The sequence below is a fragment of the Ruegeria conchae genome, from assembly GCF_000192475.1.
Classification (GTDB): Bacteria; Pseudomonadota; Alphaproteobacteria; order Rhodobacterales; family Rhodobacteraceae; genus Ruegeria; species Ruegeria conchae.
On the sequence record NZ_AEYW01000006.1, the window covers coordinates 1 to 24,847 of the forward strand.

Annotated in this window: 22 protein-coding genes and 1 pseudogene; 10 read left to right on the top strand and 13 right to left on the bottom strand. The window is 56.6% G+C overall.

Features of this window, described 5'->3' with window-relative positions; genetic code table 11:
* A pseudogene (gene glyA, locus G7G_RS24200) lies at positions 1-136 on the bottom strand (serine hydroxymethyltransferase); the annotation flags it as partial.
* A gap of 168 nt (positions 137-304) precedes the next feature.
* On the opposite strand from glyA, the gene G7G_RS0104445 reads away from it, so the two are divergent.
* Positions 305-1,066 (top strand): NAD kinase, encoded by a 762-nt coding sequence (locus G7G_RS0104445; protein WP_010438846.1) that lies wholly within the window; start codon positions 305-307, stop codon positions 1,064-1,066.
* 281 nt (positions 1,067-1,347) lie between these two features.
* Here G7G_RS0104445 and G7G_RS0104450 read toward each other — a convergent pair whose 3' ends face one another.
* The 3 genes from G7G_RS0104450 to G7G_RS0104460 all read right to left on the bottom strand — a co-directional run bounded on the left by G7G_RS0104450 (position 1,348) and on the right by G7G_RS0104460 (position 7,413).
* On the bottom strand, positions 1,348-2,781 hold the full coding sequence (locus tag G7G_RS0104450; RefSeq protein ID WP_010438849.1) for an amidase family protein: 1,434 nt from the start codon (positions 2,779-2,781) through the stop codon (positions 1,348-1,350).
* Positions 2,782-2,962: 181 nt separating this feature from the next.
* Complete coding sequence (prpE, locus tag G7G_RS0104455) at positions 2,963-4,852, bottom strand: propionate-CoA ligase PrpE (protein WP_010438852.1); 1,890 nt, start codon at positions 4,850-4,852, stop codon at positions 2,963-2,965.
* 287 nt (positions 4,853-5,139) lie between these two features.
* Positions 5,140-7,413, bottom strand: a complete 2,274-nt coding sequence (locus tag G7G_RS0104460; RefSeq protein WP_010438856.1) for an NADP-dependent malic enzyme — start codon at positions 7,411-7,413, stop codon at positions 5,140-5,142.
* A 196-nt stretch (positions 7,414-7,609) separates the two neighbouring features.
* On the opposite strand from G7G_RS0104460, the gene G7G_RS0104465 reads away from it, so the two are divergent.
* The 7 genes from G7G_RS0104465 (at position 7,610) to upp (ending at position 14,002) form a co-directional block, all read left to right on the top strand.
* Entirely contained in the window at positions 7,610-8,314 is a 705-nt protein-coding gene (locus G7G_RS0104465) for a hypothetical protein (RefSeq protein WP_139056594.1), read from the top strand.
* The gene (locus G7G_RS0104470) at positions 8,277-9,380 is read left to right on the top strand and encodes a cupin domain-containing protein (RefSeq protein WP_010438860.1); all 1,104 of its coding nucleotides are present in this window, start codon (positions 8,277-8,279) and stop codon (positions 9,378-9,380) included. The genes G7G_RS0104465 and G7G_RS0104470 overlap by 38 nt, the downstream gene beginning before the upstream one ends.
* A 97-nt stretch (positions 9,381-9,477) precedes the next feature.
* Positions 9,478-9,870, top strand: coding sequence for a cytidine deaminase (locus tag G7G_RS0104475; protein ID WP_010438862.1), 393 nt, complete (start codon positions 9,478-9,480; stop codon positions 9,868-9,870).
* A gap of 4 nt (positions 9,871-9,874) precedes the next feature.
* Positions 9,875-11,182, top strand: a complete 1,308-nt coding sequence (locus G7G_RS0104480) for a thymidine phosphorylase (RefSeq protein ID WP_010438864.1) — start codon at positions 9,875-9,877, stop codon at positions 11,180-11,182.
* The gene (locus tag G7G_RS0104485; protein WP_010438866.1) at positions 11,179-12,390 is read left to right on the top strand and encodes a phosphopentomutase; all 1,212 of its coding nucleotides are present in this window, start codon (positions 11,179-11,181) and stop codon (positions 12,388-12,390) included. Before G7G_RS0104480 ends, G7G_RS0104485 begins: the two co-directional genes overlap by 4 nt.
* A complete protein-coding gene (locus G7G_RS0104490; RefSeq protein ID WP_010438868.1) occupies positions 12,387-13,373 on the top strand; it encodes an adenosine deaminase in 987 nt (328 codons plus the stop codon). The genes G7G_RS0104485 and G7G_RS0104490 overlap by 4 nt, the downstream gene beginning before the upstream one ends.
* Positions 13,370-14,002, top strand: a complete 633-nt coding sequence (upp, locus tag G7G_RS0104495) for a uracil phosphoribosyltransferase (RefSeq protein WP_010438870.1) — start codon at positions 13,370-13,372, stop codon at positions 14,000-14,002. The genes G7G_RS0104490 and upp overlap by 4 nt, the downstream gene beginning before the upstream one ends.
* Before the next feature lie 3 nt (positions 14,003-14,005).
* On the opposite strand, the gene G7G_RS0104500 is transcribed toward upp, so the two are convergent.
* Positions 14,006-15,019, bottom strand: a complete 1,014-nt coding sequence (locus G7G_RS0104500; protein ID WP_010438872.1) for a hypothetical protein — start codon at positions 15,017-15,019, stop codon at positions 14,006-14,008.
* A 148-nt stretch (positions 15,020-15,167) separates the two neighbouring features.
* Here G7G_RS0104500 and G7G_RS0104505 point away from each other — a divergent pair, with 148 nt between their 5' ends.
* Both G7G_RS0104505 and G7G_RS0104510 read left to right on the top strand, forming a co-directional pair.
* The gene (locus G7G_RS0104505; protein ID WP_010438875.1) at positions 15,168-16,112 is read left to right on the top strand and encodes a DMT family transporter; all 945 of its coding nucleotides are present in this window, start codon (positions 15,168-15,170) and stop codon (positions 16,110-16,112) included.
* A 215-nt stretch (positions 16,113-16,327) separates the two neighbouring features.
* Positions 16,328-17,086 (top strand): Hint domain-containing protein, encoded by a 759-nt coding sequence (locus G7G_RS0104510; RefSeq protein ID WP_238528764.1) that lies wholly within the window; start codon positions 16,328-16,330, stop codon positions 17,084-17,086.
* Positions 17,087-17,130: 44 nt separating this feature from the next.
* Here G7G_RS0104510 and G7G_RS0104515 read toward each other — a convergent pair whose 3' ends face one another.
* The 8 genes from G7G_RS0104515 to G7G_RS0104550 all read right to left on the bottom strand — a co-directional run bounded on the left by G7G_RS0104515 (position 17,131) and on the right by G7G_RS0104550 (position 24,770).
* Positions 17,131-19,332 carry a 3-hydroxyacyl-CoA dehydrogenase NAD-binding domain-containing protein gene (locus tag G7G_RS0104515; protein ID WP_010438882.1) on the bottom strand — a complete coding sequence of 734 codons (2,202 nt, stop codon included), beginning with the start codon at positions 19,330-19,332 and terminating at the stop codon, positions 17,131-17,133.
* The gene (locus tag G7G_RS0104520) at positions 19,325-19,813 is read right to left on the bottom strand and encodes a cupin domain-containing protein (RefSeq protein ID WP_010438885.1); all 489 of its coding nucleotides are present in this window, start codon (positions 19,811-19,813) and stop codon (positions 19,325-19,327) included. The genes G7G_RS0104515 and G7G_RS0104520 overlap by 8 nt, the downstream gene beginning before the upstream one ends.
* Positions 19,813-21,024: an acetyl-CoA C-acetyltransferase gene (locus tag G7G_RS0104525; protein WP_010438887.1), complete on the bottom strand. Its 1,212-nt coding sequence runs from the start codon at positions 21,022-21,024 to the stop codon at positions 19,813-19,815. The genes G7G_RS0104520 and G7G_RS0104525 overlap by 1 nt, the downstream gene beginning before the upstream one ends.
* Positions 21,025-21,036: 12 nt before the next feature.
* On the bottom strand, positions 21,037-21,675 hold the full coding sequence (locus G7G_RS0104530) for a glutathione S-transferase family protein (RefSeq protein WP_010438890.1): 639 nt from the start codon (positions 21,673-21,675) through the stop codon (positions 21,037-21,039).
* Positions 21,676-21,741: 66 nt separating this feature from the next.
* Positions 21,742-21,954: a hypothetical protein gene (locus tag G7G_RS0104535; RefSeq protein WP_010438892.1), complete on the bottom strand. Its 213-nt coding sequence runs from the start codon at positions 21,952-21,954 to the stop codon at positions 21,742-21,744.
* Positions 21,955-22,007: 53 nt separating this feature from the next.
* Positions 22,008-23,789 carry an acyl-CoA dehydrogenase C-terminal domain-containing protein gene (locus G7G_RS0104540; RefSeq protein WP_010438894.1) on the bottom strand — a complete coding sequence of 594 codons (1,782 nt, stop codon included), beginning with the start codon at positions 23,787-23,789 and terminating at the stop codon, positions 22,008-22,010.
* Between the two features lie 36 nt (positions 23,790-23,825).
* Positions 23,826-24,227: a MerR family transcriptional regulator gene (locus tag G7G_RS0104545; RefSeq protein WP_010438897.1), complete on the bottom strand. Its 402-nt coding sequence runs from the start codon at positions 24,225-24,227 to the stop codon at positions 23,826-23,828.
* A gap of 174 nt (positions 24,228-24,401) precedes the next feature.
* Positions 24,402-24,770, bottom strand: a complete 369-nt coding sequence (locus tag G7G_RS0104550; protein WP_010438899.1) for a MerR family transcriptional regulator — start codon at positions 24,768-24,770, stop codon at positions 24,402-24,404.
* Between the last annotated feature and the right edge of the window lie 77 nt (positions 24,771-24,847).

Sequence of the window (24,847 nt, forward strand, 5' to 3'; positions counted from 1 at the left end):
TGATGTTTTCCGATGCGATCAGCTCGATTTCATCGCGCTGGCGGCCCAATTCGGATGTGACCGAGCCAAATAGCTCGGGGTCACGATCGGCAAGGGATTGGGTGAAGAAACCGGTATCACGAAGATTGGCGTTCATAATGGCTCCACAGGGCTGGGGTTTATCTGGCGGATTTCCTATCGGAAACGGTAGAAATCAGAAAGGCTGTAAAGCGACGAATTGGCCCGCTATGGCGTCAAGTCTGGCCTATTGCGGAAAGGTATGTTTGTTTCGGAACCAAATGTGCAGCACTGGAAACCATAAAACATGACCAAGAGAATCGCCTTTCTGGCCAGCGATGCCAAAGTGGCGCAAACTGCCCGAGACTCTCTTGTGGCGTGCTATGGAAATGCCGCACCCAGGGATGCGGATGTGGTTGTCGCGCTGGGTGGGGATGGCTTCATGCTGCAAACGCTGCAGGGTATCCAGCATCTGAATACACCAGTCTACGGTATGAACCGCGGGACCATCGGGTTTCTGATGAACGAATATGCCGAGACCGATCTGATGGCTCGGCTTGCCGAGGCAGAGGAAGAGGTCGTCAACCCATTGGCAATGACCGCGATGGATCAGTCTGGCCAAAAACACGAAGCGCTGGCGATCAACGAGGTGTCGCTGTTGCGTGCAGGACCGCAAGCAGCGCAACTCAGGATTAGTGTGGATGGGCGTGTTCGCATGGCCGAGCTTGTGTGTGATGGCGCATTACTCGCCACTCCTGCGGGTTCAACGGCTTATAACTACTCTGCGCATGGACCTATTGTTCCGATTGGCGCAGACGTGTTGGCGCTGACACCCATCGCGGCATTTCGCCCGCGAAGGTGGCGCGGTGCTTTGCTGCCGAAAATGGCAAAGGTCAGGTTCGACGTGATCGATGCTGACAAGCGACCAGTTATCGTTGCGGCTGATTCAATCTCTTTTCCAGATATCGACTGGGTCGAAATTAGGTCTGATACGAGCATCCAACACCGGATACTTTTTGATCCGGGGCATGGATTGGAGGAGCGACTGATTTCCGAACAGTTCACATAAATGTGAGCGAATTGATAAATTTCCTGTCGTTTGTGTGAACCAGTTCACATCCACACCGATAATGGTTTGTTAGCTTCAACTTGCCCGGAGAACACGCCAAGGTGGAAGTGAGTGGCCATCTGACGGTGTTTTCGAATGATTGCGCAGTTTTTGCGCTGGCGAGGGTGGGTGGTGCTACGCTCGTCTTCTAAAATCCGGGCATATTTTATTATGCGGACCCCGGGCACAAAACCCCGGGGTCTATTCTCTATGGCAAGCTGCTACGTGGGCACAAGTTGGACCTAATTGCTCATTTGCTCCCATAAAATCGGGGCCATCTGCCCGACGCGCTCTTCGATGGCGGCTGCGGCATCTACGGCCATATCTTCGCGCCAGCACCGGGCAGCGATCTGAATGTTGATCGGTTGGGGGCCATTCGGCAATTCCGCAAGGCGTGCGGGAACGCTGGCAGCGGGCAACCCCAGAAAGTTCATCGCATAAGAATATACTGCACAGCCCAGCACCTCATGAACACCCTCCGCGCCTTCGGTGTCTCGATCAGGCTTGAAAAATGGCTGCGGCAGAAATGGAGACAGGACTAACGGATAATCCTGCAGGAACAATGACCATTCGCGCGCATGGTGGCTGCGCTGCGCAAGGGCCTGAATCAGATCGTCTCCGACAATCGGGGGAAACTCTTGGAAATAAACTTCAAAAATGTCGCGGATGATTTGCGATCCGGCAGCTTCGATATCACCTTTCATCAAGGTCAGCACTTCGCCCATCAGCGCGCGGTAGCCCAACCTGCCGCATTCGAACACATCTGGCGGATCAATCTCTTCAACCAGATATCCGGCATCGATTAAGGCGTCCCGTGCCGTATCCAGCGCCTTGTCTACTTCTGGATGCAATGCGTAGCCGAACGTGTTTTTTGTGAAGGCGACCTTGATCGGTCCGTCTTGCATATTGCCGCGCCAGGGTAGGTGTACGTGAAAGGGATCCCGAGGGTCTGGTTCAATCAGGCTTGGCATAGACAGGTGTAAATCTGCGGCCGTTCGGGTAATCACCCCCTGAACCGACATCGACTGCGCCAGCATTCCCCGCTCGGCCTTTTGGCTTGGGTTCCACGCGGGCACGCGGCCAAGCCCCGGTTTCACGGTGACCGCACCATTGGCTGCGGCGGGAAAACGCAGGCTACCACCGATATCGTTGCCATGACCCAGAGCGCCTATTCCCGCCATAACGGCCGCGCCGGCGCCACCAGACGATCCGCCGGGTGAAATATGGCGGCCCCAGGGATTATGCGTGCGCCCATGAAGCGGGTTGTCCGTATCAGCACGGAATGAAAATTCGGGGGTATTGGTCCGCCCGATGACAATCGCACCTGCTTTATGCAAGTTTGAGACCACAGGAGCATCATCTGGTGCAATGACATCCTTCAGGGCCACCACGCCATTGGTGGTTGCATGACCTTTCTGGTCCACATTCACCTTGATCGTAACCGGAACACCATGCAGGGGACCAGCCAAAGCACCATCACGACGGGCACGGTCAAGAGCGGATGCACGCTCCATCGCCTCCGCACCAAGATCTTCCACAACTGCATTCAACTCGGGGTTCACTTGGTGCATACGCACCAATGCATCCTTGACGACTTCCTCCGCGCTCAGATCGCCCTTTTTTGTCAGAACAGTCAGTTCGGTCGCACTCAGACGCCAAATCTCGCCGTTTGTCATGCTCGTCCTCCTCACTTCAACCTGAGGGGAGGCGCGACCAATGACAAGCCCCAGTAAGACAAAACGGATCCACCCTTCATCTGGCCGAAAATATCCCGGAGCGCGAGGCAGAGCCTCGCATTCGCGCTTTAGCGCAAATCAAGTGCGCCTTTTTGGTGCACTGTTGGATTCCATTGCAAAGTTACTGCGCGTAACCGATGGTTTGCAGGGCCGATTTGATCTCGTCCAGAATAACTGGATCATCGATGGTGGCAGGCATCTTGTATTCATCGCCATCCGCAATCGACACCATCGTGCCTCGCAGGATCTTGCCCGATCGCGTCTTGGGTAGGCGATCTACCACCACCGCATTCTTAAACGCAGCGACAGGCCCGATTTTGTCCCGGACCATCTTGACCACATCCGCCACCACATCCTGGTGGTTCCGTTCAGATCCGGCATTGAGGCACAAGAATCCAACCGGCATTTGCCCTTTTAGTTGGTCCGACACGCCAATCACGGCACATTCTGCCACATCGGGGTGCGCAGCCAGCACCTCTTCCATCCCGCCAGTCGACAAACGGTGGCCAGCAACGTTGATGACATCATCGGTGCGCGCCATGATATAAAGATAACCGTCTTCGTCGATCATGCCTGCGTCACCGGTCTCGTAGTAGCCTGGGAAATGCTCCAGATACGACTTCTTGAACCGCGCCTCGGCGTTCCAGAGGGTCGGCAACGTACCTGGGGGCAATGGCAGCTTGACCGCGATAGCTCCCAATTCACCTGGTTTCATGGGATGGCCACCTTCGTCCAGAATTTGAACGTCATAGCCTGGCATGGGCTTTGCAGGTGAACCCAATTTGATCGGAAGTTCCTCGATACCAAGTGGATTACCCGCGATTGTCCATCCGGTTTCGGTTTGCCACCAATGATCGATGACCGGGACATTCAACGCATCCTGCGCCCAGATGATGGTGTCCGGGTCGGCCCGCTCACCTGCAAGGTATAGCGCCTTCAGGCGGGAGAGGTCGTATTTCGACATCAACTTCCCATCGGGGTCTTCGCGTTTGACGGCGCGAATGGCTGTCGGGGCCGTGAAAAAACTTTTGACCTTATGTTCGGAGATCACACGCCAGAAGGTGCCAGCGTTTGGCGTGCCAACGGGTTTGCCTTCGAACACAATGGTCGTATTGCCATGGATCAGCGGAGCGTAGCAGATATAGGAATGCCCCACGACCCAGCCCACATCTGACGCTGCCCAGAACACGTCACCTGGATCAACGTTGTAGATGTTCTTCATCGTCCAATTCAGCGCGACCAGATGGCCAGCGGTCGGGCGCACGACACCTTTTGGAGCCCCGGTGGTGCCCGAGGTATACAGAATATACGCCGGATCGTTGCCGTTTACAGGCACGCATTCTGCAGGTTCAGTTCCGTATTGGAACCCATGCCAATTGACATCGCGCCCTTCTATAAGTTGTGCAACCTCCTGTTCACGTTGGAAGATTACGCAGAACTCGGGCTTGTGGCTGGCAAGATCGATCGCGCCATCCAACAGCGGTTTGTAGTGCACGACACGACCCGGTTCCATCCCGCATGAAGCGGCGATGATCGCCTTGGGTTTCGCATCATCGATACGCACGGCCAACTCGTTGCTGGCAAAGCCGCCGAACACCACCGAGTGCACCGCTCCAAGGCGGGCGCAGGCCAGCATGGCCTCCAACGCTTCAGGGATCATCGGCATATAGATGATGACCCGGTCCCCTTTCTCAACGCCTTTCGCGCGGAGCGCACCGGCCAGATTAGCGACCCTGTTGCGCAGCTCGACGTAGGAGATTTCGCGTTTGGTATGTGTGATGGGACTGTCATAGATGATCGCGGTCTGCTCGCCACGACCGTTTTCCACATGCCGGTCGACTGCGTTCCAGCACGTATTTACCTTGGCATCGCTGAACCATTCATAGAGAGGCGCATTGTCGTCGAACAGAGCTTTGCTGGGCTCTTGAACCCAGTCGATCCCTTTTGCCGCATCCATCCAGAATGCTTCGGGGTCGTTCTTCCAGCTCTCGTAGACGTCCTGATATGCCATGATGGCCTCCTCCCAAATTCCTCGCGTTTTGTGTTAGGCGCCGAAGGTGCCTCGGGCAAGCGACGCGGAATGCGGCGCGTCAGTTTATCGCAAAATCTTTGCAGAACCTTTCAGATTGGACTGCAAAGTTTTGCAAATTCTCTGATATTTATGACCCTCTAGTTGATCCATCTAAGGTTTTGCAAATTTGCTAACTCACCGCTGCAAAAGCGACTGTGCCAATAGAATCAACTTGGGCAACTGGTCCGGAGCCCGTTCGTGAGTATCCTCTTACCGCCGCGCCCAGTTTACCCGTAATGTGCCACTGGCGTTCCGGCGATGGCCGCCATGTTCAACAGCCCCCGGGCAGTGATTGATGGCGTTACGATATGGGCTTTGTTTCCCATTCCCATCAAGATCGGTCCCACCTCTAGCCCGTCCGCTTTCATCTTGAGGATGTTACGCACCCCGCTTGCTGCATCCGCGTGTGCGAAAATCAGGACATTCGCAGCGCCTTCCATACGCGAGTTCGGGAAAATACGTGCACGCAATTCAGGATCAAGGGCCAGGTCCAAGTTCATCTCGCCCTCATAGCTGAAATCGCGCGGCTCAGAATCGAGTATCTCAAGGCCCGCCCGAAGGCGCTTGCCCGATCCCTCTGCCTGATTGCCGAACTGCGATTGCGAACAGAATGCAATCTTCGGCTCCAGTCCGAACCGCCGCACGTGACGGGCTGCGCCGATGGTTGTTTCGGCGAGTTCCTCGGGGGTGGGCAGTTGCCGTACATGCGTGTCGGCGATGAATAGGGGGCCGTCTTCCAGAATCATAAGTGACAGCGCGCCGTGCGGGCGTAAATCGCCATCATCCAGAACTTGCTCAACATAATTGAGATGCCAGCGGTATTCGCCGAATGTACCGCAGATCATGCTGTCAGCTTCGCCGCGATGCACCATGATCGCCGCAATTGCAGTATTGTTGGTGCGCATGATGGCTTTTGCGAGGTCCGGAGTGACCCCCCGCCGCTGCATGATCTGGTGATATGAGTTCCAGTAGTCGTAGTAGCGCGGATCGTCCTGCGGGTTCACAATCTGGAAATCCTGCCCCGGACGAACTGTCAGCCCCAGTCGTTCGCATCGTGCGTCGATTACGTCCGGGCGACCAATCAGGATCGGGGTTTCTGTGGTTTCTTCCAAAATAGCCTGTGCTGCACGCAATACCCGCTCGTCCTCGCCTTCCGCAAAAACGATCCGCCGGGAAGCAACTGCTGCGGCTTCAAATACTGGTCGCATCAGAAGAGCCGATTTGAACACAGTCTGATTTAGCCGTTCCTTATAGGCTTCTAGGTCATCAATGGGCCGTTTTGCGACCCCACTTTTCATGGCTGCTTGCGCAACAGATGACGAAACGACTCCGACGAGGCGCGGGTCGAAAGGTTTGGGGATCAGATAATCCGGCCCAAAGGTCAACTGCTCTCCCTTGTAGGCTGCCGCAGCTTCAGCGCTGGTTGTCGCACGGGCCATGTCGGCAATTCCGTCGACGCAGGCGATTTGCATCTCGTCATTGATTTCAGTCGCACCAACATCCAGGGCACCCCGGAAGATGAACGGGAAACACAAGACATTGTTCACTTGGTTCGGGAAATCGCTGCGGCCGGTTGCAATGATTGCATCTGGCGCAACTTCGCGTGCCGCTTGTGGCAGGATTTCCGGAGTTGGGTTGGCCAATGCAAAGATGATCGGGGTTTTAGCCATCTTTTCAACCATCTCGGGCTTCAACACGTTCGGTCCACTCAGCCCCAGGAACAGATCGGCATCCGGGATCACATCGTCCAGAGTGCGTAGATCGGTTTTTTGGGCAAACTGGTCCTTGTGCGGGTTCATATCCTCGGCGCGGCCCTCATAGACCAGACCGTGAATGTCACACAGCCAGATATTCTCGCGTTTGACCCCAAGCTTCACCAACATGCTGAGGCAGGCGATCCCCGCGGCGCCACCACCGGTTGAGACAACTTTGATATCCTCAAACTTCTTGCCTGCCACATGCAGGGCGTTCTTGGCAGCGGCCCCAACAACGATCGCGGTGCCGTGCTGGTCGTCGTGAAAGACGGGGATATTCATCCGCTCTCGGCACAGTTTTTCAACAATGAAACAATCCGGTGCCTTGATGTCTTCAAGGTTGATCGCGCCAAAAGTCGGTTCCAACGCGCAGACGATATCTGCCAGTTTTTCGGGGTCAGGCTGATCCACCTCGATGTCAAAACAGTCGATGCCAGCGAATTTTTTGAATAGGACCGCCTTGCCTTCCATCACCGGCTTTGATGCCAGAGCACCGATGTCGCCGAGCCCCAGAACCGCAGTGCCGTTCGAAACAACAGCCACCAGATTGCCGCGCGCAGTATATTTTTCTGCATTGGCTGCGTCGCTTTTGATCTCGAGGCTGGCTTCGGCCACTCCAGGCGAATAAGCGCGTGCAAGGTCCCGGCCGTTTGCCATCGGCTTCGTGGCCTTGATCTCAAGCTTTCCGGGCTTCGGATGGGCATGATATTCAAGCGCAGCCTGTCGCAGGTTCGGTGTGTCAGACATCGGCAATTCAACTCCGTTCCAATATTCGTTTGATGGTTAAACCATTTCTCAACGCTTGGCTATGTCGCCTCGGATTGCTGTCGAAATAAGGTCTCACGGATACGTTAAGGGGTTGCTGGTTGAGATTTGATGCTTTGCTTCTATGTACAGTCAATTCCCGACAATCTAACGGGCCTCAGAAGCGATGGATCTGATCATGCGCAATAAAAACAAAGCTTGTGCTGACGCGCAAATGGCCACCGCTTTTGACAGGCTTGGCACCAAAGGGGGTGCCTTGGTTGGTTCGCTTTCTTTGGCTGTTGTTCTGCTTTGCGTGATCATGATCTGGCCTTTGCAGGCCGCAGCATTCAACCAAGAGGGCGGCTTGATCGAGACAATTTCAGCCACTGCGTTGCTGACTGCCGGGCTGGTCGCGCTGGTGCGTTTTCCAGGCCTCTCGCGCTTATATATTGCACTTGTCTGCCTACTGTTGGCCGAGCGCGAGCTGGAAGCAGAGGTCTACACCGAAGGCAGCGTACTTTTCGTCGTGCTAGAATGGCTGGATTTACTGCTTGATGCGACCACAGTCCGGATCGCTTTGGGCGTGATTGTCATTGGTGGTTTGCTTTGGCACGGGATACCAAACGGAGTACGCGCACTTAGGATCCGCGCACCATTTCTGACGGTATTTGTCCTAGCCGGAAGTGTTGCTGTACTGGCGCAGATACTCGAAGAAGTCAGTGGATTTTTCTCGGAAAGCCTTTCGGTCACGATGGCTACGCGCCTGTTCGTGCTTGAAGAAACGCTTGAAATGTACTTTTCAATTGGCATTTTGGCCGCTGTTCTGATCGGATGGCCAAAAATCAGATCCGAAGAGATACAGAATGACAAGCGATCCGAAAGACTTCCAGACGCGCGCTGAAATCCGCCTGCCGACGCAGGAACTCCGCAACGATATTCCGTTCTACACCAAGGTGCTGGGGATGCGGATGGACATGATCTATCCAGCCGACGATCCAAATACCGCTGTGTTTTCCGGACATGGTTTACGTTTGCGGATCGAGAAAGACGCATCCGGGTCTCCTGGGACCTTGCGCATTTTGACGTCTGACCCCGACAGGTTCGCTGACGGCCAGCGCAGTCTTGTCGCACCAAATGGCACCCGGATCGAAATAGAGGAACTGGATCCACCGCTGGTTATGCCGGAAACGGTTCATTCATTTGTTGTTCGCCGCCTCAAAGATCAGGCACCTTGGATCATAGGGCGGGCAGGGATGCATTATCGCGATCTGGTGCCTGACAGGTTGGGCGGTTCGATCATCGCCAGTCATATCCGCATTCCCGATGGCGGCCCGGTGCCGGACATGGTGCATTTTCACAAGGTCGGGTTTCAGCTTATCTTCTGCATCCACGGTTGGGTGGATGTGGTTTACGAGGATCAGGGTGAGAAAATGCGCCTGACAGCGGGTGATTGCTTTATTCAACCGCCCGAAATCCGTCACCGAGTGCTTGAGGCATCGGACAACGTGCAGGTGATCGAGATTGGTGTACCGGCTGAACATGTGACCGAGATCGACCACGAGATGGACCTGCCAACACCACACTTCCGACCGGACCGGGAATGGCAGGGCCAACGGTTTGTTTATAATCAGGCCAAAGACGCGGAGTGGATACCTTTCCGTCTGCCCGGATATGTCTGTCGCGACACAACCATTGCCGAAAACACCAAGGGTGTCGCGGGTGTGCAGGTCTTCCGTCGCGGGCAAGGTCAGCCAGAGTGGGCCAGCCACGATACTGATATCCACTTTACCTTTGTGATGGATGGCGAGGTCACACTTGAGGGTGAGGGGCGCGAACCCTATCGGCTGGAACAGGGCGACGCCTTCGTCATTCCACCTGGCATGAGAACTCGTTTGTCTGATCCAACTGACGATGTCGAATTGTTGGAAGTAACGCTGCCCGGCACATTCAACACGACTCTGGGCTAAATGCTTGTGATTATCCGCGCTCGGGGGCTTCAAATTCCCCGGCGCTTTCATTTAGGGTATGACATTCTGACCAAGTGATCAAAAATTGGGAATCGTCATGTCTTTGAAAGATGCTGCTTTGGCTGCTCGTGAAAATGCGCACGCGCCTTATTCGAATTTCAAGGTCGGGGCGGCGATCCGGGCAGGTTCAGGCACGGTTTACATCGGCTGCAATGTCGAAAACGTAGCCTACCCAGAAGGCACCTGCGCCGAGGCAGGGGCGATTGCCGCGATGATCGCCGCAGGCGACAAAGAACTGACCGAAGTTTACGTGGTTGCCAGCAGTCCGCATCCGGTGCCACCTTGCGGCGGCTGCCGTCAGAAACTGGCTGAATTCGGAAAAGGCGATGTGGTGGTCACTATGGCGACTGCCGATGGTCTTGAAACCAAAACCACAATAGCTGATCTGTTGCCGGGTGCATTTGGTGCCGCGCATATGAGGGACACCTGATCAGATGGATGCGCGTTCGATTATCGCCAAGCTTCGCCGTAACGAGATACCGACATCAGCCGAATTGCATTGGTTCGCACAGGGGTTGGCTGATGGTGGCGTAAGTGACGCGCAGGCGGGAGCCTTTGCCATGGCGGTCTGCATGGGTGGGCTGGGGGCTCAGGGCAGGGCTGATTTGACGGTTGCCATGCGTGACAGCGGTGAGGTGCTGAACTGGGATGTTGATGGCCCGGTGATCGACAAACACTCGACTGGTGGAGTCGGGGATTGCGTCAGCCTGGTTCTCGCACCGGCCCTGGCCGAATGCGGGGCCTATGTACCAATGATCTCGGGCAGGGGGCTGGGCCACACCGGCGGCACTTTGGACAAACTCGAAGCAATCCCCGGCGTGACAACACAGATCGGCCAGACAAGGCTGGCGCAGATACTGAATGAGACCGGCGCTGCGATTGTCGGCGCTACGGGGCAGATCGCACCGGCGGATAAACGGCTGTACGCGATCCGCGATGTGACGGCGACGGTGGAAAGCCTTGATCTGATCACTGCGTCGATCCTGTCAAAGAAGCTGGCCGCCAGCCCGGATGCGCTGGTGCTGGACGTCAAGGTGGGCAGCGGGGCGTTCATGAAGACGTTGGATGAGGCGCGCAAGCTTGCTCGGGCGCTGACCGAAACTGCAAATACCGCTGGGTGCCGGACCTCAGCGGTGATCACCGACATGAATCAACCGCTTGCGCCAGCGCTTGGCAACGCGCTGGAAGTTGCCGAAGTGATGAAGGTCATGACCAGTGGTCAATCCTCACCTTTGGCCGAAATATCTGCTGAACTGGGTGGCGTGTTGATGGCAGATGCGGGCATGTGCGCATCGGCGGAAGAAGGCCGGGCGCGGATCGCAGAAGTAATACGTGACGGGCGCGCCGCCGAACGGTTTGGCCGCATGATGGCCGCTGTCGGAGGACCTGTGCACTTCGTCGATACCTGGGCGCGATTCCTGCCCGAAGCAAACGTGATCCAAGAGGTGCCTGCGCCCCGCGATGGCTACATCTCTGCGATAGATGGTGAGGCACTAGGACTGGCGGTGGTTGCCCTGGGTGGTGGACGCCAGGTTGAGAGTGATGAGATCGACCCGGCGGTTGGATTGTCGGATATCTTGCGGTTGGGTCAGCACGTTCAGAAGGGCGCGCCATTGGCCGTGGTCCACGCAGCCCGAGAAGATGCAGCGCGACTTGCGTCCGAGGCGGTATTGAATGCCGTAGCGCTTGGCGATGCGCCAGTAGAACAACCTCCGCATATACACGAAAGGATCAGCGCATGAGCCGCGCTTTCCTTGTTGTTATGGATTCGGTTGGTATCGGCGGCGCGCCAGATGCCAATCAGTTCTACAACGGCGCCACGCCCGATACGGGTGCGAACACGGTGGCTCATATTGCGCAGGCCTGTGCCGAAGGGCGCGCAGAAGAAGGACGCTCCGGCCCATTGCATTTGCCAAATCTCGACGCTCTGGGACTGGGCGCTGCAACGCGACTGGCCTCAAATGATGTCACGCCGGGGTTAGAAGCCACACCAGCAGGTCTCTGGGGATGTGCGCGAGAGTATTCGCCGGGCAAGGACACGCCCTCTGGCCATTGGGAATTGGCAGGCGTTCCGGTGCCGTGGGACTGGCACTATTTCCCGGATACGACACCTGCCTTTCCCGCCGAGCTGAGCCGGGCAGCGGCCCAGGCTGCAGGTACCGAGGGCATTCTGGGCGATTGCCACGCTTCTGGCACGGCGATCATCGCTGAATTGGGGGCTGAGCATATGCGAACCAGCTGGCCGATCTGCTATACATCTGCCGACAGTGTGTTCCAGATTGCCGCACATGAGGAGAGCTTTGGCCTCGACCGTTTGCTGGATTTGTGCAAGGTGCTCGCGCCGCAGCTTCACAAAATGAAAGTTGGCCGTGTGATAGCTCGGCCATTCATCGGAACACCGGAAACTGGATTTACCCGCACCACCAACCGCAAGGATTTTGCCATCGTACCCCCAAGCCCGGTGCTGACAAACTGGGCGCAGGACGCGGGTCGGCACGTGTATGCAGTTGGCAAGATCGGCGACATCTTCTCGATGCAGGGGATCGATACGTTGCGCAAAGGTTCGGATGCCGAACTGATGACCCATCTTTCTGATCTGGTGGACGAAGCCGAAGATGGCAGCCTGACATTTGCCAACTTTGTCGAGTTCGACAGCATCTATGGCCACCGTAGGGATATCAGCGGCTATGCCCGCGCGTTGGAGTGGTTTGACCGCGAGTTGGGTGCCATTCTTCAAAAACTGCTCCCCGGCGACCTGATGCTGCTAACCGCCGATCATGGCAATGATCCCAGTTGGATCGGAACCGATCACACGCGCGAACAAGTGCCGGTATTGATTGCCGGACATGGCACAGGTGAAATCGGCCGGATCAACTTTGCCGATGTCGCTGCCAGTATCGCGCATCACCTGAATATCCCGGCGCAAGGACCGGGGCGGAGTTTTCTATGACTGTGGCTGACCAACCCAAGATCGAACTTCACCTGCATCACGAAGGTGCAGCACCGCCCGCCTTTATTCGCCAGTTGGCGCATGAAAAACGCGTGGATCTGAGCGGGATCTTCAAGCCAGATGGTTCGTATGATTTTCGCGACTTTGCACATTTCCTCAGTGTCTACGAGGCTGCCTGCGAGGTTCTGAAATCGCCAGAGGATTTTCGCCGATTGACGTTGGCCATTCTCGAAGAAAGCGCAGCCAACGGGGTGGCGTATTCTGAAACTTTCCTTAGCCCCGATTTTTGCGGCGGAGGAGATTTGCATGCATGGAAGGACTATTTGACCGCGATCCAGGATGCCGCTGATGAGGCCGAGCGCAAATTCGGGATTACGCTGCGCGGTGTCGTGACCTGTGTGCGCCATTTCGGACCCGAGCAAGCCAAGCGCAGTGCACATTGTGCAGCCGAAACTGCTGGTAACTGGATCACCGGATTTGGCATGGGCGGCAATGAATCCGTCGGAACGCAGGGTGATTTCAAATGGTCCTTTGAGTGCGCGCGCGAGGCAGGGCTGCAGTTGACCACACATGCTGGCGAATTTGGCGGTCCCGATAGTGTGCGGGACGCAATTCGCGATCTGGGGGTCGAGCGTGTGGGCCATGGTGTCCGTGCCATCGAAGACCCGGACCTTGTGCATGAACTGATCGACCGAGATATCACGTTGGAAGTGTGTCCGGGCTCGAACGTGGTTCTTGGCCTATTCCCCGATTTCGCGGCGCATCCCATTGCGAAACTGCGCGATGCAGGTGTCAATGTCACCGTATCTACTGATGATCCGCCGTTTTTCCATACCACGATGCGGCGCGAATATGAGATGTTGGGTGCAGCATTCGGCTGGCAAGCCGAAGATTTTGCAGCCCTTAATGTAACGGCCCTTAATGCGGCCTTTTGTGATGAAGAGACCCGCGCGCGGGTCAAGAAAAGACTGGAGACATCATGAGCGATCACCTGACCGTCGTCGACCACCCGCTGGTGCAGCACAAACTGACGCTCATGCGGGACAAGGGCACCTCGACCGCCGTGTTCCGGCAGTTGTTGCGCGAGATCACGTTGCTGTTGGCCTATGAGGTCACCCGCGAGATGTCGCTGACGACGCGCCACATCGAAACCCCGATGGAAGAGATGGACGCACCCATATTGGCGGGCAAGAAGCTTGCGTTGGTTTCGATCCTGAGGGCCGGAAACGGGATGCTGGACGGGGTGTTGGAGCTGATCCCCTCGGCACGGGTCGGCTTTGTGGGTCTCTATCGCGATGAAGAGACGCTCAAACCTGTTCAGTATTATTTCAAAGCCCCCGAAGGGCTGAAGGACCGTCTGGTCATTGCTGTTGATCCGATGCTGGCAACTGGCAACAGCTCGGCCGCAGCGATCGATCTGCTGAAAGAGCAGGGGGCCGCAGATATCCGTTTCCTTTGTCTTCTGGCTGCACCCGAAGGCGTGGCTCGCATGAAAGAGGCGCATCCGGATGTCAAAATCGTGACTGCGGCGCTGGATCGTGAGTTGAACTCCAAGGGCTACATCATGCCGGGCCTGGGCGATGCCGGGGATCGGATGTTCGGCACCAAATAGGCGCTATTGCCCGCAGATATTCTGCAGCCGGACCCAATCGCGGTCCGGCAATACCTGTTCCAAAGTTCGACCTGCCATGGGGTCCGCCTCTATCAACCCGAGAACGGACTCGCCTGTGATGTCAACAGCATAAGCGTACGGTGTTGAGGGAAGGGCGGCCTGAGCGAACACTGCCAGCAGATCATCATCGCTAATTTGTGGTTGAGGTTCAGCCAGGATTTCTTCGGTGTAGGTATCGACTACTTCAGTGGTCAACTCGCCAGTCGTCAACAGCCGAAACGCGGTTGTTGGGCCGGTACGATCTAACAGGTCGTCCAACGGTGCCTGTTGTGCCGCGCGAGCGCGCGCGGCGATAACATACCCCGCGGCAACGGCGGGGTCTTCATGATCCTCCACCAGCGCGCGATTCAGCAATACAGTCCCCCCCGGCAGGCTTAGGCTGTTGGACAAACCTGCGGGCAGAATTACGATCTGTCGAACACCAGTTCGTTTTGCAAGCCGGTCCAACGAGTCCTGCGCTTCGGGTGAATTGCATGCCTTGCCTGAGACCCTTTCAATGCGCTGCAGGATCGTATCACCGATCTCTTGCTGTTTGATCTCTGGCACGACTGAAACGACATGACGCTGCAAAGCGCTGGGCAACCACAGCAAAAGAACTGCCACAACGGCCAGCGCCACCCCCGCAACGCTGAGCCAGCGCAGACGGCCGGGGTGCGGTCTGGCGCGGTCGATAGCACGTTGCAGACGATCGATGGCCTCGATCATCGTGGTTTCCGTTTCTGCAAGCTCCAGCGTTTCGCCGGGATCGCCGTCGGGACAATAGATGGCGGGATACGCACCCGGGTTTTGACGCTCTAACGCAGCCAAAGACCAATGCGTGAGCGCGCTGTCATTGAAATCCGAGATCGTCAGAGTGGCTTCGCCAATCGAAACCACAACCTCACGCCGCTGTTCATCGGGCGAAGGGCGCCACAAACCGGTGGCTTCGATCCGCTGGTACTGTTTGAGTGCGGTCATCGGTTAATGCTGCTCGAGTATTATTTTGCACTAAGCTTAGCATGGCAAAAACCAGCGGCGCAAACCTGTTGCGTCAGGTTTGTGAAATGTGCTGATTGTAGCGGGTAGTTTTCTGGCCAGCACTGGCTAATCAAGCGCAGAGGCGGGAATGCAGTCACAACAACAATCCCATTCGATGCTGGCCTCTTTACTGATGGTCGCCTCGATGGCCATTATCGGCGTCATCGATAACTTTGTGATCCGGGTCGCCGAAAGCATTGGGCTTTGGCAGTTTCATCTAAGCCGCGCGACGTTGATGTTACCCCTGATTGCGCTTCTTTCGGTTCTTGGCTTGGGCGGTTTGAAACCGCGCCGGTACGGCATCGTCGCGGTGCGTAGCGTATTGATAACCATGGCGATGCTTTTTTATTTTACAGCTCTGGCTCTGATGCCGATTGCGCAGGCGTTGGCAGGGCTGTTTACCTCACCGATTTTTGTGCTGCTGATTTCCGCGCTTTTTCTGAAGCAGCATATCGGCCCCTGGCGGATCGTGGCCGTTCTTTTGGGCTTTGCCGGAATACTCAGTGTTTTGCAGCCTGACCCCAATTCATTTGATCTCAAGACGCTGATCCCAGTAGCTGGAGGTTTTTTCTATGCTCTCAGCGCCGTTGTAACCCGCACGCATTGCCGTGATGAAAGCACCGTCGCCCTGCTGGCCGCGATGGTGGTAACTCTGGGATTGGCAGGGTTGATTGGTCTGATATGGCTGGCTGTGTTTCCGGTTGACGTGCCTGAAGGCCCAGAGGGGTTTGCCATGCGCGGTTGGGTCTGGCCGATACATGAAGCCCTGCCTTGGGTGGTGCTGCAGGCGATTGGGTCTACGATCGCCGTTTTCATGCTGATCAAAGCTTACCAATTAGGAGAGCCTTCCTACGTCGCCGTATTCGAGTATTCGGTCATGATATTCGGACCCTTCTTTGCATGGATCGCCTTTGGACAATCGGTAGGATTAATGCAGGTCGTCGGTATTGGCATGATCGCAACTGCAGGAATTTTATTGGCATGGAGAGAGAAGCGCACTGCCGGAAAGCTGCCCAAAGCTCTGCCAAATTGAGGACGTGTGTAGATAAAGCAAAGTTACTTGCACATCGCTTATAGTTTCCAGGTGTCGTGCAAAGCGATCTTCGCCGCCCATATTGTTCCGGAACGTCACGTGAAATATGGCCAAAAGGTCCTTGTTTCGCCGCAATTGTGGCAAAACTTAGCCAGCTCGTGGCACATTCGCATGGTCAATCTGAACTATGTCGAAGTGCCAAGAGGGGGGCGCAAGTGTTAGAGTTAGTGAGTGTTTCGGGGTATTCGAAACGTGAGGGTCAAGGCCCGCAACCTGTTCAAGAGTCAGCCGTTTCAGTGCGCCGCGGTGGATTGCTGCATGGGACCAGGGTTGCAACAACCAGTGGCTGGAAGCCGGTTGAAAATCTGGTTACTGGCGAACTGGTGCGAACGCTGGATCACGGGTTTAGAGAATTGCGCCGTGTCTGCGCCGATAGCGTTGTGGTTCCAGGGGGGGAACGCAGGCCAGAGTATCTGCCGGTCCTTGTCCCGGCTCGCGCCGCGTATAATGGGCGGCCGGTCTGGCTGATGCCAGAGCAGGGAATGGCGCTGGATCAGACTAAACTGGATCTGGGAATTGAGGGGCTCTCAATTGTCCCTGCGCGTATGCTAAGCGGTGTTGGCAATCTCAGATCAAATACTCCGGCGCAAACCTTTGATGTGACGTCGTTGTATTTTGATCAGGATGAGATTGTCTTTATCGAGGGGGGATTCCAAGCCTACTGTCCTGCGGGAGGTATGGGACCGGTCTGCACATACGAAGTTGCCGACCAAGAAGATGCTGATCTGTTGATCGAAGCGGTGGCCATGAAAGGCGACATATCGGTTTTTGCAAACCCATTGGGTGCGCTGCCTGCGCCCATCCCGCAGGAACCAATATTCCCTATTCGCCCCCCCAAGGGCATGCGTCGGCCAGGGCGGCCAGGGCGGCCTAATGCCCCGATCTTGTTTCTGCGATCGGACTGGCGCATCTGAACGTAATCTGCTGGCGCAAAACAGATTGCGCCAGCAGCTCAATATCAGGCAGCTTCGGCCTCTGGGTTGAAGCGACCATAGAAACTCTGACCTTTCTCGGCCATTTCGCGCAGGAGCGGTGGGCACGCAAAACGCTCGCCATAGGCCTCGGTCAGTTGGTCGCAACGCTCAGATGCATAGGGCGTGCCGATGATGTCCAGCCAACTGAGCGGACCACCCGACCAAGGGGCAAAACCCCATCCAAGGATTGCACCCACGTCGCCTTCGCGGATGTCCTCAAGAACACCTTCTTCCAACGCACGAACCGCTTCCAAAACCTGCGCGAACATCAGGCGTTCCTGCACTTCGATCAGGTCGGGTTGTTCGGCAGCCAGCGGGTATTTGTCCTGCAAACCCTTCCAGTATTCGACGCGTTTACCCTTGTCGTCATAGTCGAAGAATCCGGCATTGGCCTTGCGGCCCAGACGCCCCTGTTCCTCCATCCAGAAGATCAGATCGTCCGAGGGGCTATCAGGATAGGCATCGCCCATCGCTGCTTTCGTTGCCCGTGCTATCTTGGCCCCGAGATCGATTGAGGTTTCGTCCGTCAACTGGATCGGTCCTACCGGGAAACCCAACTGCCGCGCGGCATTGTCTATCAAGATCGGACTGACGCCCTCGGTGATCATCCGAGCACCCTCGTTGATATAGGGGATGATGCAGCGGTTGGCGTAGAAGAAGCGTGCGTCATTGACCACGATCGGCGTTTTGCGGATCTGGCGCACGTAATCTAGCGCTTTGGCCACCGCGCGATCGCCAGTTTCCTTGCCTTTGATGATTTCGACCAGGAACATCTTCTCTACGGGCGAGAAGAAGTGGATGCCGATGAACTGCTCGGGCCGCACCGAAGCTTTAGCCAGATCGGTGATCGGCAGGGTCGAAGTGTTCGAGGCAAAGATGCAATCTTCGGGGATGATCGCTTCGACCTTCTTGGTCATCTCAGCCTTGACGCACGGGTCCTCGAACACGGCTTCGATGATCAGATCACAGCCTCTTAGGTTCTCTAGGTCGGGGGTCGCGGTGATCTGGCCCAGCATGGCCTCTTTCTTCTCAGCCGTAACCTTGCCGCGCTTGATGCCCTTGTCCAGATAGGTCTCGGAATAGGCTTTGCCTTTGTCGGCTGCTTCCTGATCACGGTCGATCAGAACAACTTCCATGCCCGCTTGAGCCGAGACCAGAGCAATGCCTGCGCCCATCATGCCAGCACCCAGAACGCCGACCTTCTTGACCCTCTGATCGGGCACATCCTTGGGCCGCACAGCGCCTTTTTCCAGCGCTTCCTTGTTCAGGAACAGCGACCGGATCATCGCCGATGAGGACGGGTTCATCAGGACGTTTGTAAACCAACGCGCCTCAATCTTCAGGGCGGTGTCAAAGTCAACCAAAGCGCCTTCGTAGATTGAACTCAGCAGAGCCTTGGCGGCGGGGAATGCACCTTGGGTCTTGCCGTTCACCATTGCGCTTGCGCCGACGAAGGTCATGAAGCCTGCAGGGTGATAGGGCGCACCGCCGGGCATTTTGTAGCCTTTCGCATCCCATGGTTTGACCAGATCGGCATCCTTGGCGTTCAGAACCCATTCCTTGGCCACGGCAACCGGATCGTCCGCCACGGCGTCGATCAGTTGCGCGCCTTTGGCCTTCTTTGAGTCCATCATCTTGCCTTCCAGCAGCACCGGAGCCGCCGCCATTGCACCAACCATCCGGCTGTAGCGCATGGTGCCGCCGCCGCCGGGGAAGATGCCCAGAAGGATTTCAGGTAAGCCGATTTTAGCTTTGGGATTGCTGGTCATCACGCGGTGATGGCAGGCCAATGCGATCTCGGTCCCGATACCAGCACAAGTGCCGTTGATGGCGCAAGCCACTGGTTTGCCGCCTTTTTTGGACTTGGGGTCCATGCCCGCCAGCTCCAATCGACGCAGGATGTTGTGGCCGCTCATGACAAAGTCGAACAAAGCCTGAGCCGGCTCGTCTCCGGCTTCCTGACGGATCGTGGCGAGGGTGCTCAGATCCATGCCGCCCGCAAACGACCCTTCCTTACCGCTGGTGATAACAATCCCTTTGATCTCATCATCTGCCAGCGCCTGATCGATCAGTTCACCGACCAAAGTAAAAGCCTCGCGGCTGAGAACATTCATGGATTTGCCCGGAACGTCCCAGGTGATGAAGGCAACGCCGTCGGCGTCTTTGCTGAGGGTAAAATCAGTCATTGTCATCTCCAATCTGGTCAGCCGTCAGCGGGCTGCCGTCTTTGCGGGTAAAGCGAAAGTCGTCGCCTTCGAACTTCACCATCATGTCTATGTCGCTGTAATAGCCGGTCTCGGTCGGGGTCCGTGTGCCCACCACCAGAAAACTCGCGGGCGCGTCGGTTTTGTTCACAAGGTGATGGCCATTGGCGTCACCTGCAGGCCAGGCGGCGCAGTCACCGGGCAGCATCTCATGCTCGCCATCATCATCGATCAGCACACATTTGCCGCTGAGCATGATGGCAAACTCGTCCTGCTCCATGTGGTAATGGCGCAGCGAGGACAGGCCGTTCGGTTCCAGCCGTACGATGTTGACCCCAAATTGCGTCAGACCGTTCGCATCGCCCAAGGGTTGGACGTAGCGGTCATCGCCCGCTCTTGCCAGTTTGCCGGGATAGCCCGAACCGTTCCGAAACGGTATTTTGGAAAGATCAATTTTAGGCATCAGACACGCTCGATAATGGTTGCCGCACCCATGCCGGACGCGATGCAGAGTGTTGCCAGACCGGTTTCCTTGTCCTGACGCTCAAGCTCATCCAGCAGCGTGCCGATGATCATCGCGCCGGTCGCGCCCAGCGGGTGGCCCATCGCGATTGATCCACCGTTGACGTTCACCAGAGCCGGATCGACATCGAACGCTTGCTGGAAGCGCAGCACGACCGAGGCGAAGGCTTCATTCACTTCGAACAGGTCCAGATCGCCGATCTTCATACCGTTGTCGGCCAGAATTTTCTCGGTCACAGGAACCGGGCCGGTCAGCATGATGGTCGGGTCTGTGCCGATTTTGGCAGTCGCTTTGATGCGGGCGCGTGGCTTGAGGCCGTACTTCTCACCGAATTCCTTGTTGCCGATCAGAACGGCGGCCGCACCGTCCACGATGCCCGAGCTGTTGCCGGCGTGGTGAATGTGGTTCACGCGCTCAAGATGCGGGTATTTCAGCATCGCAACCTTGTCGAAGCCGGGCATCTGCTCACCCATCATCTGGAAGGACGGGTTCAGCGCGCCGAGGCTCTGCATGTCGGTGCCGGGGCGCATGTATTCGTCGCGGTCCAGAATGGTCAGGCCGTTCTGATCCTTGATCGAGATCACCGACTTATCAAAGCGGTTGTCTTCCCACGCAGCAGCCGCGCGTTTCTGAGATTCAACGGCCAGCGCATCCGCATCGTCGCGGCTGAAACCATATTCGGTTGCGATAATGTCGGCGGAGATACCTTGCGGCACAAAATAGGTTTCCATCGCCAAAGACGGGTCAACGGCAATCGCCGCACCATCGCTGCCCATGGCCACCCGGCCCATCATCTCGACACCGCCTGCGATATAGGCTTCACCCGCGCCGCCTTTGACCTGGTTTGCGGCCAAGTTCACGGCCTCCATGCCCGAGGCACAGAAACGGTTGATCGCCAGGCCGGGGATCGATTCATCCAGATCCGAAGCCAGAACTGCCGAGCGTGCCAGACAGCCACCTTGCTCCATCACCTGCGTGACGTTGCCCCAGATCACATCCTCGACGGCGTGACCTTCCAGATTGTTGCGCTCTTTCATTGCGTTCAGAGTCAGGGCCGACAGACGCACCGAGGTTACCTCGTGCAGGCTGCCATCCTTGCGGCCCTTGCCGCGCGGAGTACGCAGGGCGTCATAGATATAGGCTTCGGTCATGGGGTCTTCTCCTTAAGCTCGATCCGACGGGTTGCCGGGCATCAGGTCGTAGGGGTGTTTCCAGCCGGGCTGTTCGCTGAGGCGCGTCAACCAGGCGTCAATATTGGGCCAGTCGGCGCGATTAAAGCCGAATGGTTCGGGGTAATAGAGGTAGCCGCAGCAGCTGATGTCAGCATTGGTCACGCCGTTGCCAACGATCCAGTCACGGCCGTCAAGATGGGCGTTCAGCGTCTGATAAGCTGCCTTTAGGCGACCCTGATTAAACGCGATAACATCCGGGTTGCGGTGCTTCTCGGGCAAGAAGTTGATCAGGAAACGGGTCAGCCCGGCCATCGAGCTAAGCTTGTGGTTGTCCCACAGAACCCATCTGAAAATCTCGTAATTCTCATCACGATCCTTGCCACCGAATTTTCCGGATTTTTCCGTCACATAAGCCTGAATCGCGCCGGACTGACTGGTGCGAAAATCACCGTCCACCATCACGGGGGCTTCACCCATCTCATTCACTTCTGCCCGAAATTCAGGGGTGCGCGTCACACCCCCGAAGAAATCAACAAAGACCGGCTCCCAGTCCAGACCGGACATTTCCAACGCAAGCGCGGCTTTGTAGCTGTTTCCGCTTTCACCAAAGCAATGCAGTTGAATGGTCATGAGTGCGCCCCTCCCAAGGCATAAAGATATGTTTTCGGTGCTACCTTCAGTGGCCAGCACGAAGTTTTAACGTTTTCGAGCTTCCAGCTCTGAATTAAATATGCGCAGCCTATGCGTCAGGTTTTCGTGATCGATCACGCTGTTGAAGTTCTCAAAAAGGAACGACAAAGCCTCACCTTCATCCAATCCCGCTTCACGTGCGAAACCGCGGAGCTTACGGTAGCCGTCCTCGGTCATCGCGACCGGAAATCGGCGGGTCAGGCGAAAGCGTTTTGGCATCTTGTCTCCTCCGTTGGTGGGCTCGGGTTGCTTTAACCGAGCCCACACTGAGATCAGAAGTTCGCCGCGTCCAGCGCCATTACCGTGTCCGCTCCGGTCTGGATGCGGGCCAGATGCATGGCTGTCGCGGGCAGGCGGCGGGCCATATAGAAGCGACCGGTATTGATCTTGGTCTCGTAGAACTCTTTATCCGAGGCACCGCCGTCCAGTGCGTCCTGAGCGGCCTTTGCCATCTGCGCCCACATCAGGCCCAGGCAGACATGGCCGAACATGTGCATGAAGTCGTATGACCCGGACAGAGCGTTGTTTGGATTCTTCATACCTTCCTGCATGAAATACATGCCGGCGGCCTGCAGGTCCTTGGAGGCGGCCTTCAGTGGTTCGATGAAGGCTTTATCATAAGCTTCGTCCTTGCCACCGTTCTCCTTGCAGAAGCTTTTGACCATCTCGAAGAAGGCCATGACATGCTTGCCGCCGTCCTGGGCCAGCTTCCGACCCACAAGATCCAGCGCTTGAACGCCATTTGCACCTTCGTAGATCATCGCAATCCGGGCATCGCGGGTGTATTGCGACATGCCCCATTCTTCAATGTAGCCATGGCCGCCATAGACCTGCTGCGCCTGAACAGTCATGTCGTAGCCTTCGTCAGTCAGGAAGCCTTTGATGACTGGCGTCAGCAGTGAGATCAGCCCGTCCGCGTCTTTGTCTCCCGAGCGGTGCGCCTTGTCGATCATGGTCGCGCCCCACAGGATGAACGCACGCGCACCCTCGGTGAAGCTTTTCTGATCCATCAGGTTGCGGCGAATGTCGGGGTGTACGATCAGCGGATCGGCGGGGCCGTCCGGGTTTTTTACGCCTGTTACATCGCGGCCTTGCAGGCGATCTTTTGCGTATTCCAAGGCGTTTTGATAGGCCGCTTCGGCCTGAGACAGGCCTTGCATGCCCACACCTAGACGCGCTTCGTTCATCATGGTGAACATGGCGCGCATACCTTTGTGCTCTTCGCCCAGCAGCCAGCCGGTTGCCTCGTCATAATTCATGACGCAGGTCGAGTTGCCGTGGATGCCCATCTTCTCTTCGATTTTGCCGACCGAAACACCGTTGCGCTCGCCCAGCGAACCGTCTTCGTTCACGATGAATTTGGGGACGATGAATAGCGATACGCCCTTGATGCCCTCGGGGCCGCCAGGGATTTTGGCCAGCACCAGATGGATGATGTTGTCGGCCATGTCGTGATCGCCAGCCGAGATAAAGATCTTCTGACCGGAAATCTTGTAGCTGCCGTCGTCCTGCGGTTCGGCTTTGGTACGCATAAGCCCAAGATCGGTGCCGCAATGCGGTTCCGTCAGGTTCATGGTACCGGTCCATTCGCAGCTGACCATGTTCGGCAGGTAGGTGTTCTTCTGCTCGTCAGTGCCGTGCGCTAGAATGGCTGAGGCCGCGCCGTGGGTCAGGCCCTGATACATCACAAATGCCTGGTTCGCGCCCGAGAACATCTCACCCACCGCTGTGCCCATCACATAGGGCATGTTCTGGCCGCCATACTCTCCCGGCATGTCGAGGCCCGTCCAGCCACCTTCTTTCATCTGCTCAAAGGCGTCTTTGAAACCTGTGGGGGTGTACACAATACCGTTTTCCAACCGGCACCCTTCGGTGTCGCCCACCACGTTCAGCGGGTGCAATACGTTGGAGGCAACCTTGCCAGCCTCTTCCAGAACCGCGCCGGTAAACTCGGCTTCCAGTTCGTCATAGCCGGGGATATCCGACTGTGAGATTTTCAAAACGTCGTGCAGGATGAACTGCGTGTCTTTGGTTGGCGCGTTGTAGACGGGCATGTGAAGCTCCCTTAATTCATATGTCCGGAGGCGGGTTTATTCAGCCGCCTTCTTTTCCTGTTTCATCGAGGCGATCACCTTCTCGCCCCAGCGCAACTGCTCTTTCAACTCGTCGATGGCCTGTGTCAGCTCTTCGCGGCGCGATTCCATGTCAGCAAGGCGCTCGCACGCGATTCCATATGTGCGGGACATCTGTGTCAGCTGTTGGTCACCGACGTGATACAGGTCCAGAAGCTGGCGGATTTCTTCGAGGCTGAAGCCAAAGCGCTTGCCGCGCAGGATCAGTTTCAGGCGTGCACGATCCCGTTTGGTGAACAGGCGTTTTTGGCCCTCGCGGATCGGAAACAAAAGCTCTTTGGCCTCGTAGAACCGCAATGTGCGGGGCGTGACATCATATGTCTCGCACATTTCGCGGATGGTCAGCAGATCTTCGGTCATGGTTCAAACTCTCATCACTGGCGTCATGCAACCTGAGTTGCGCAGTCGATGAGCGTTTTACAACACACAAGTGACGTTTACGTAATGCGGACGCTACGTCACAAATAAGTTGACGTAACATCCGGTCGCGTAAGCAGGGGTTTCGGCAATTTTGTTGCCGTAAGGGAAGGGCGATTACTTCAACAGATTGACGGTCTGGTCGCGCAATTGCTGCAGCGCATCCATCGCCTCATCCAGCTGCGCGCGTTGCTGACGCAGCTCTTCCATTTGCCGATCTGCCATCTCGATGAAGGTCGCCATCTGGGCCTGATCGCCCTGATCTTCGTAGATCAGCAACCACTGGCGAATCTCTTCCAGAGGAAATCCAAACTTGCGACCACGTAGGATCAGTTTCATTCTTGCGCATTCACGAGCACCATAGAACCGCGACCGACCTTCGCGGTCCGGTTGCAGCAACTCGATATACTCGTAATAGCGCAGGGTGCGCGGGGTCACGTCGAACTCGGCGCACATCTCTTTGAATGACAAACGGGTGTCGGACATTCTGGGTCTCCTCGGCTGCAACCTAGGGCGTCGTTGCGGCAAGCGCAACAGGTGGGCTTGCCCTTGGCGTAAACGCA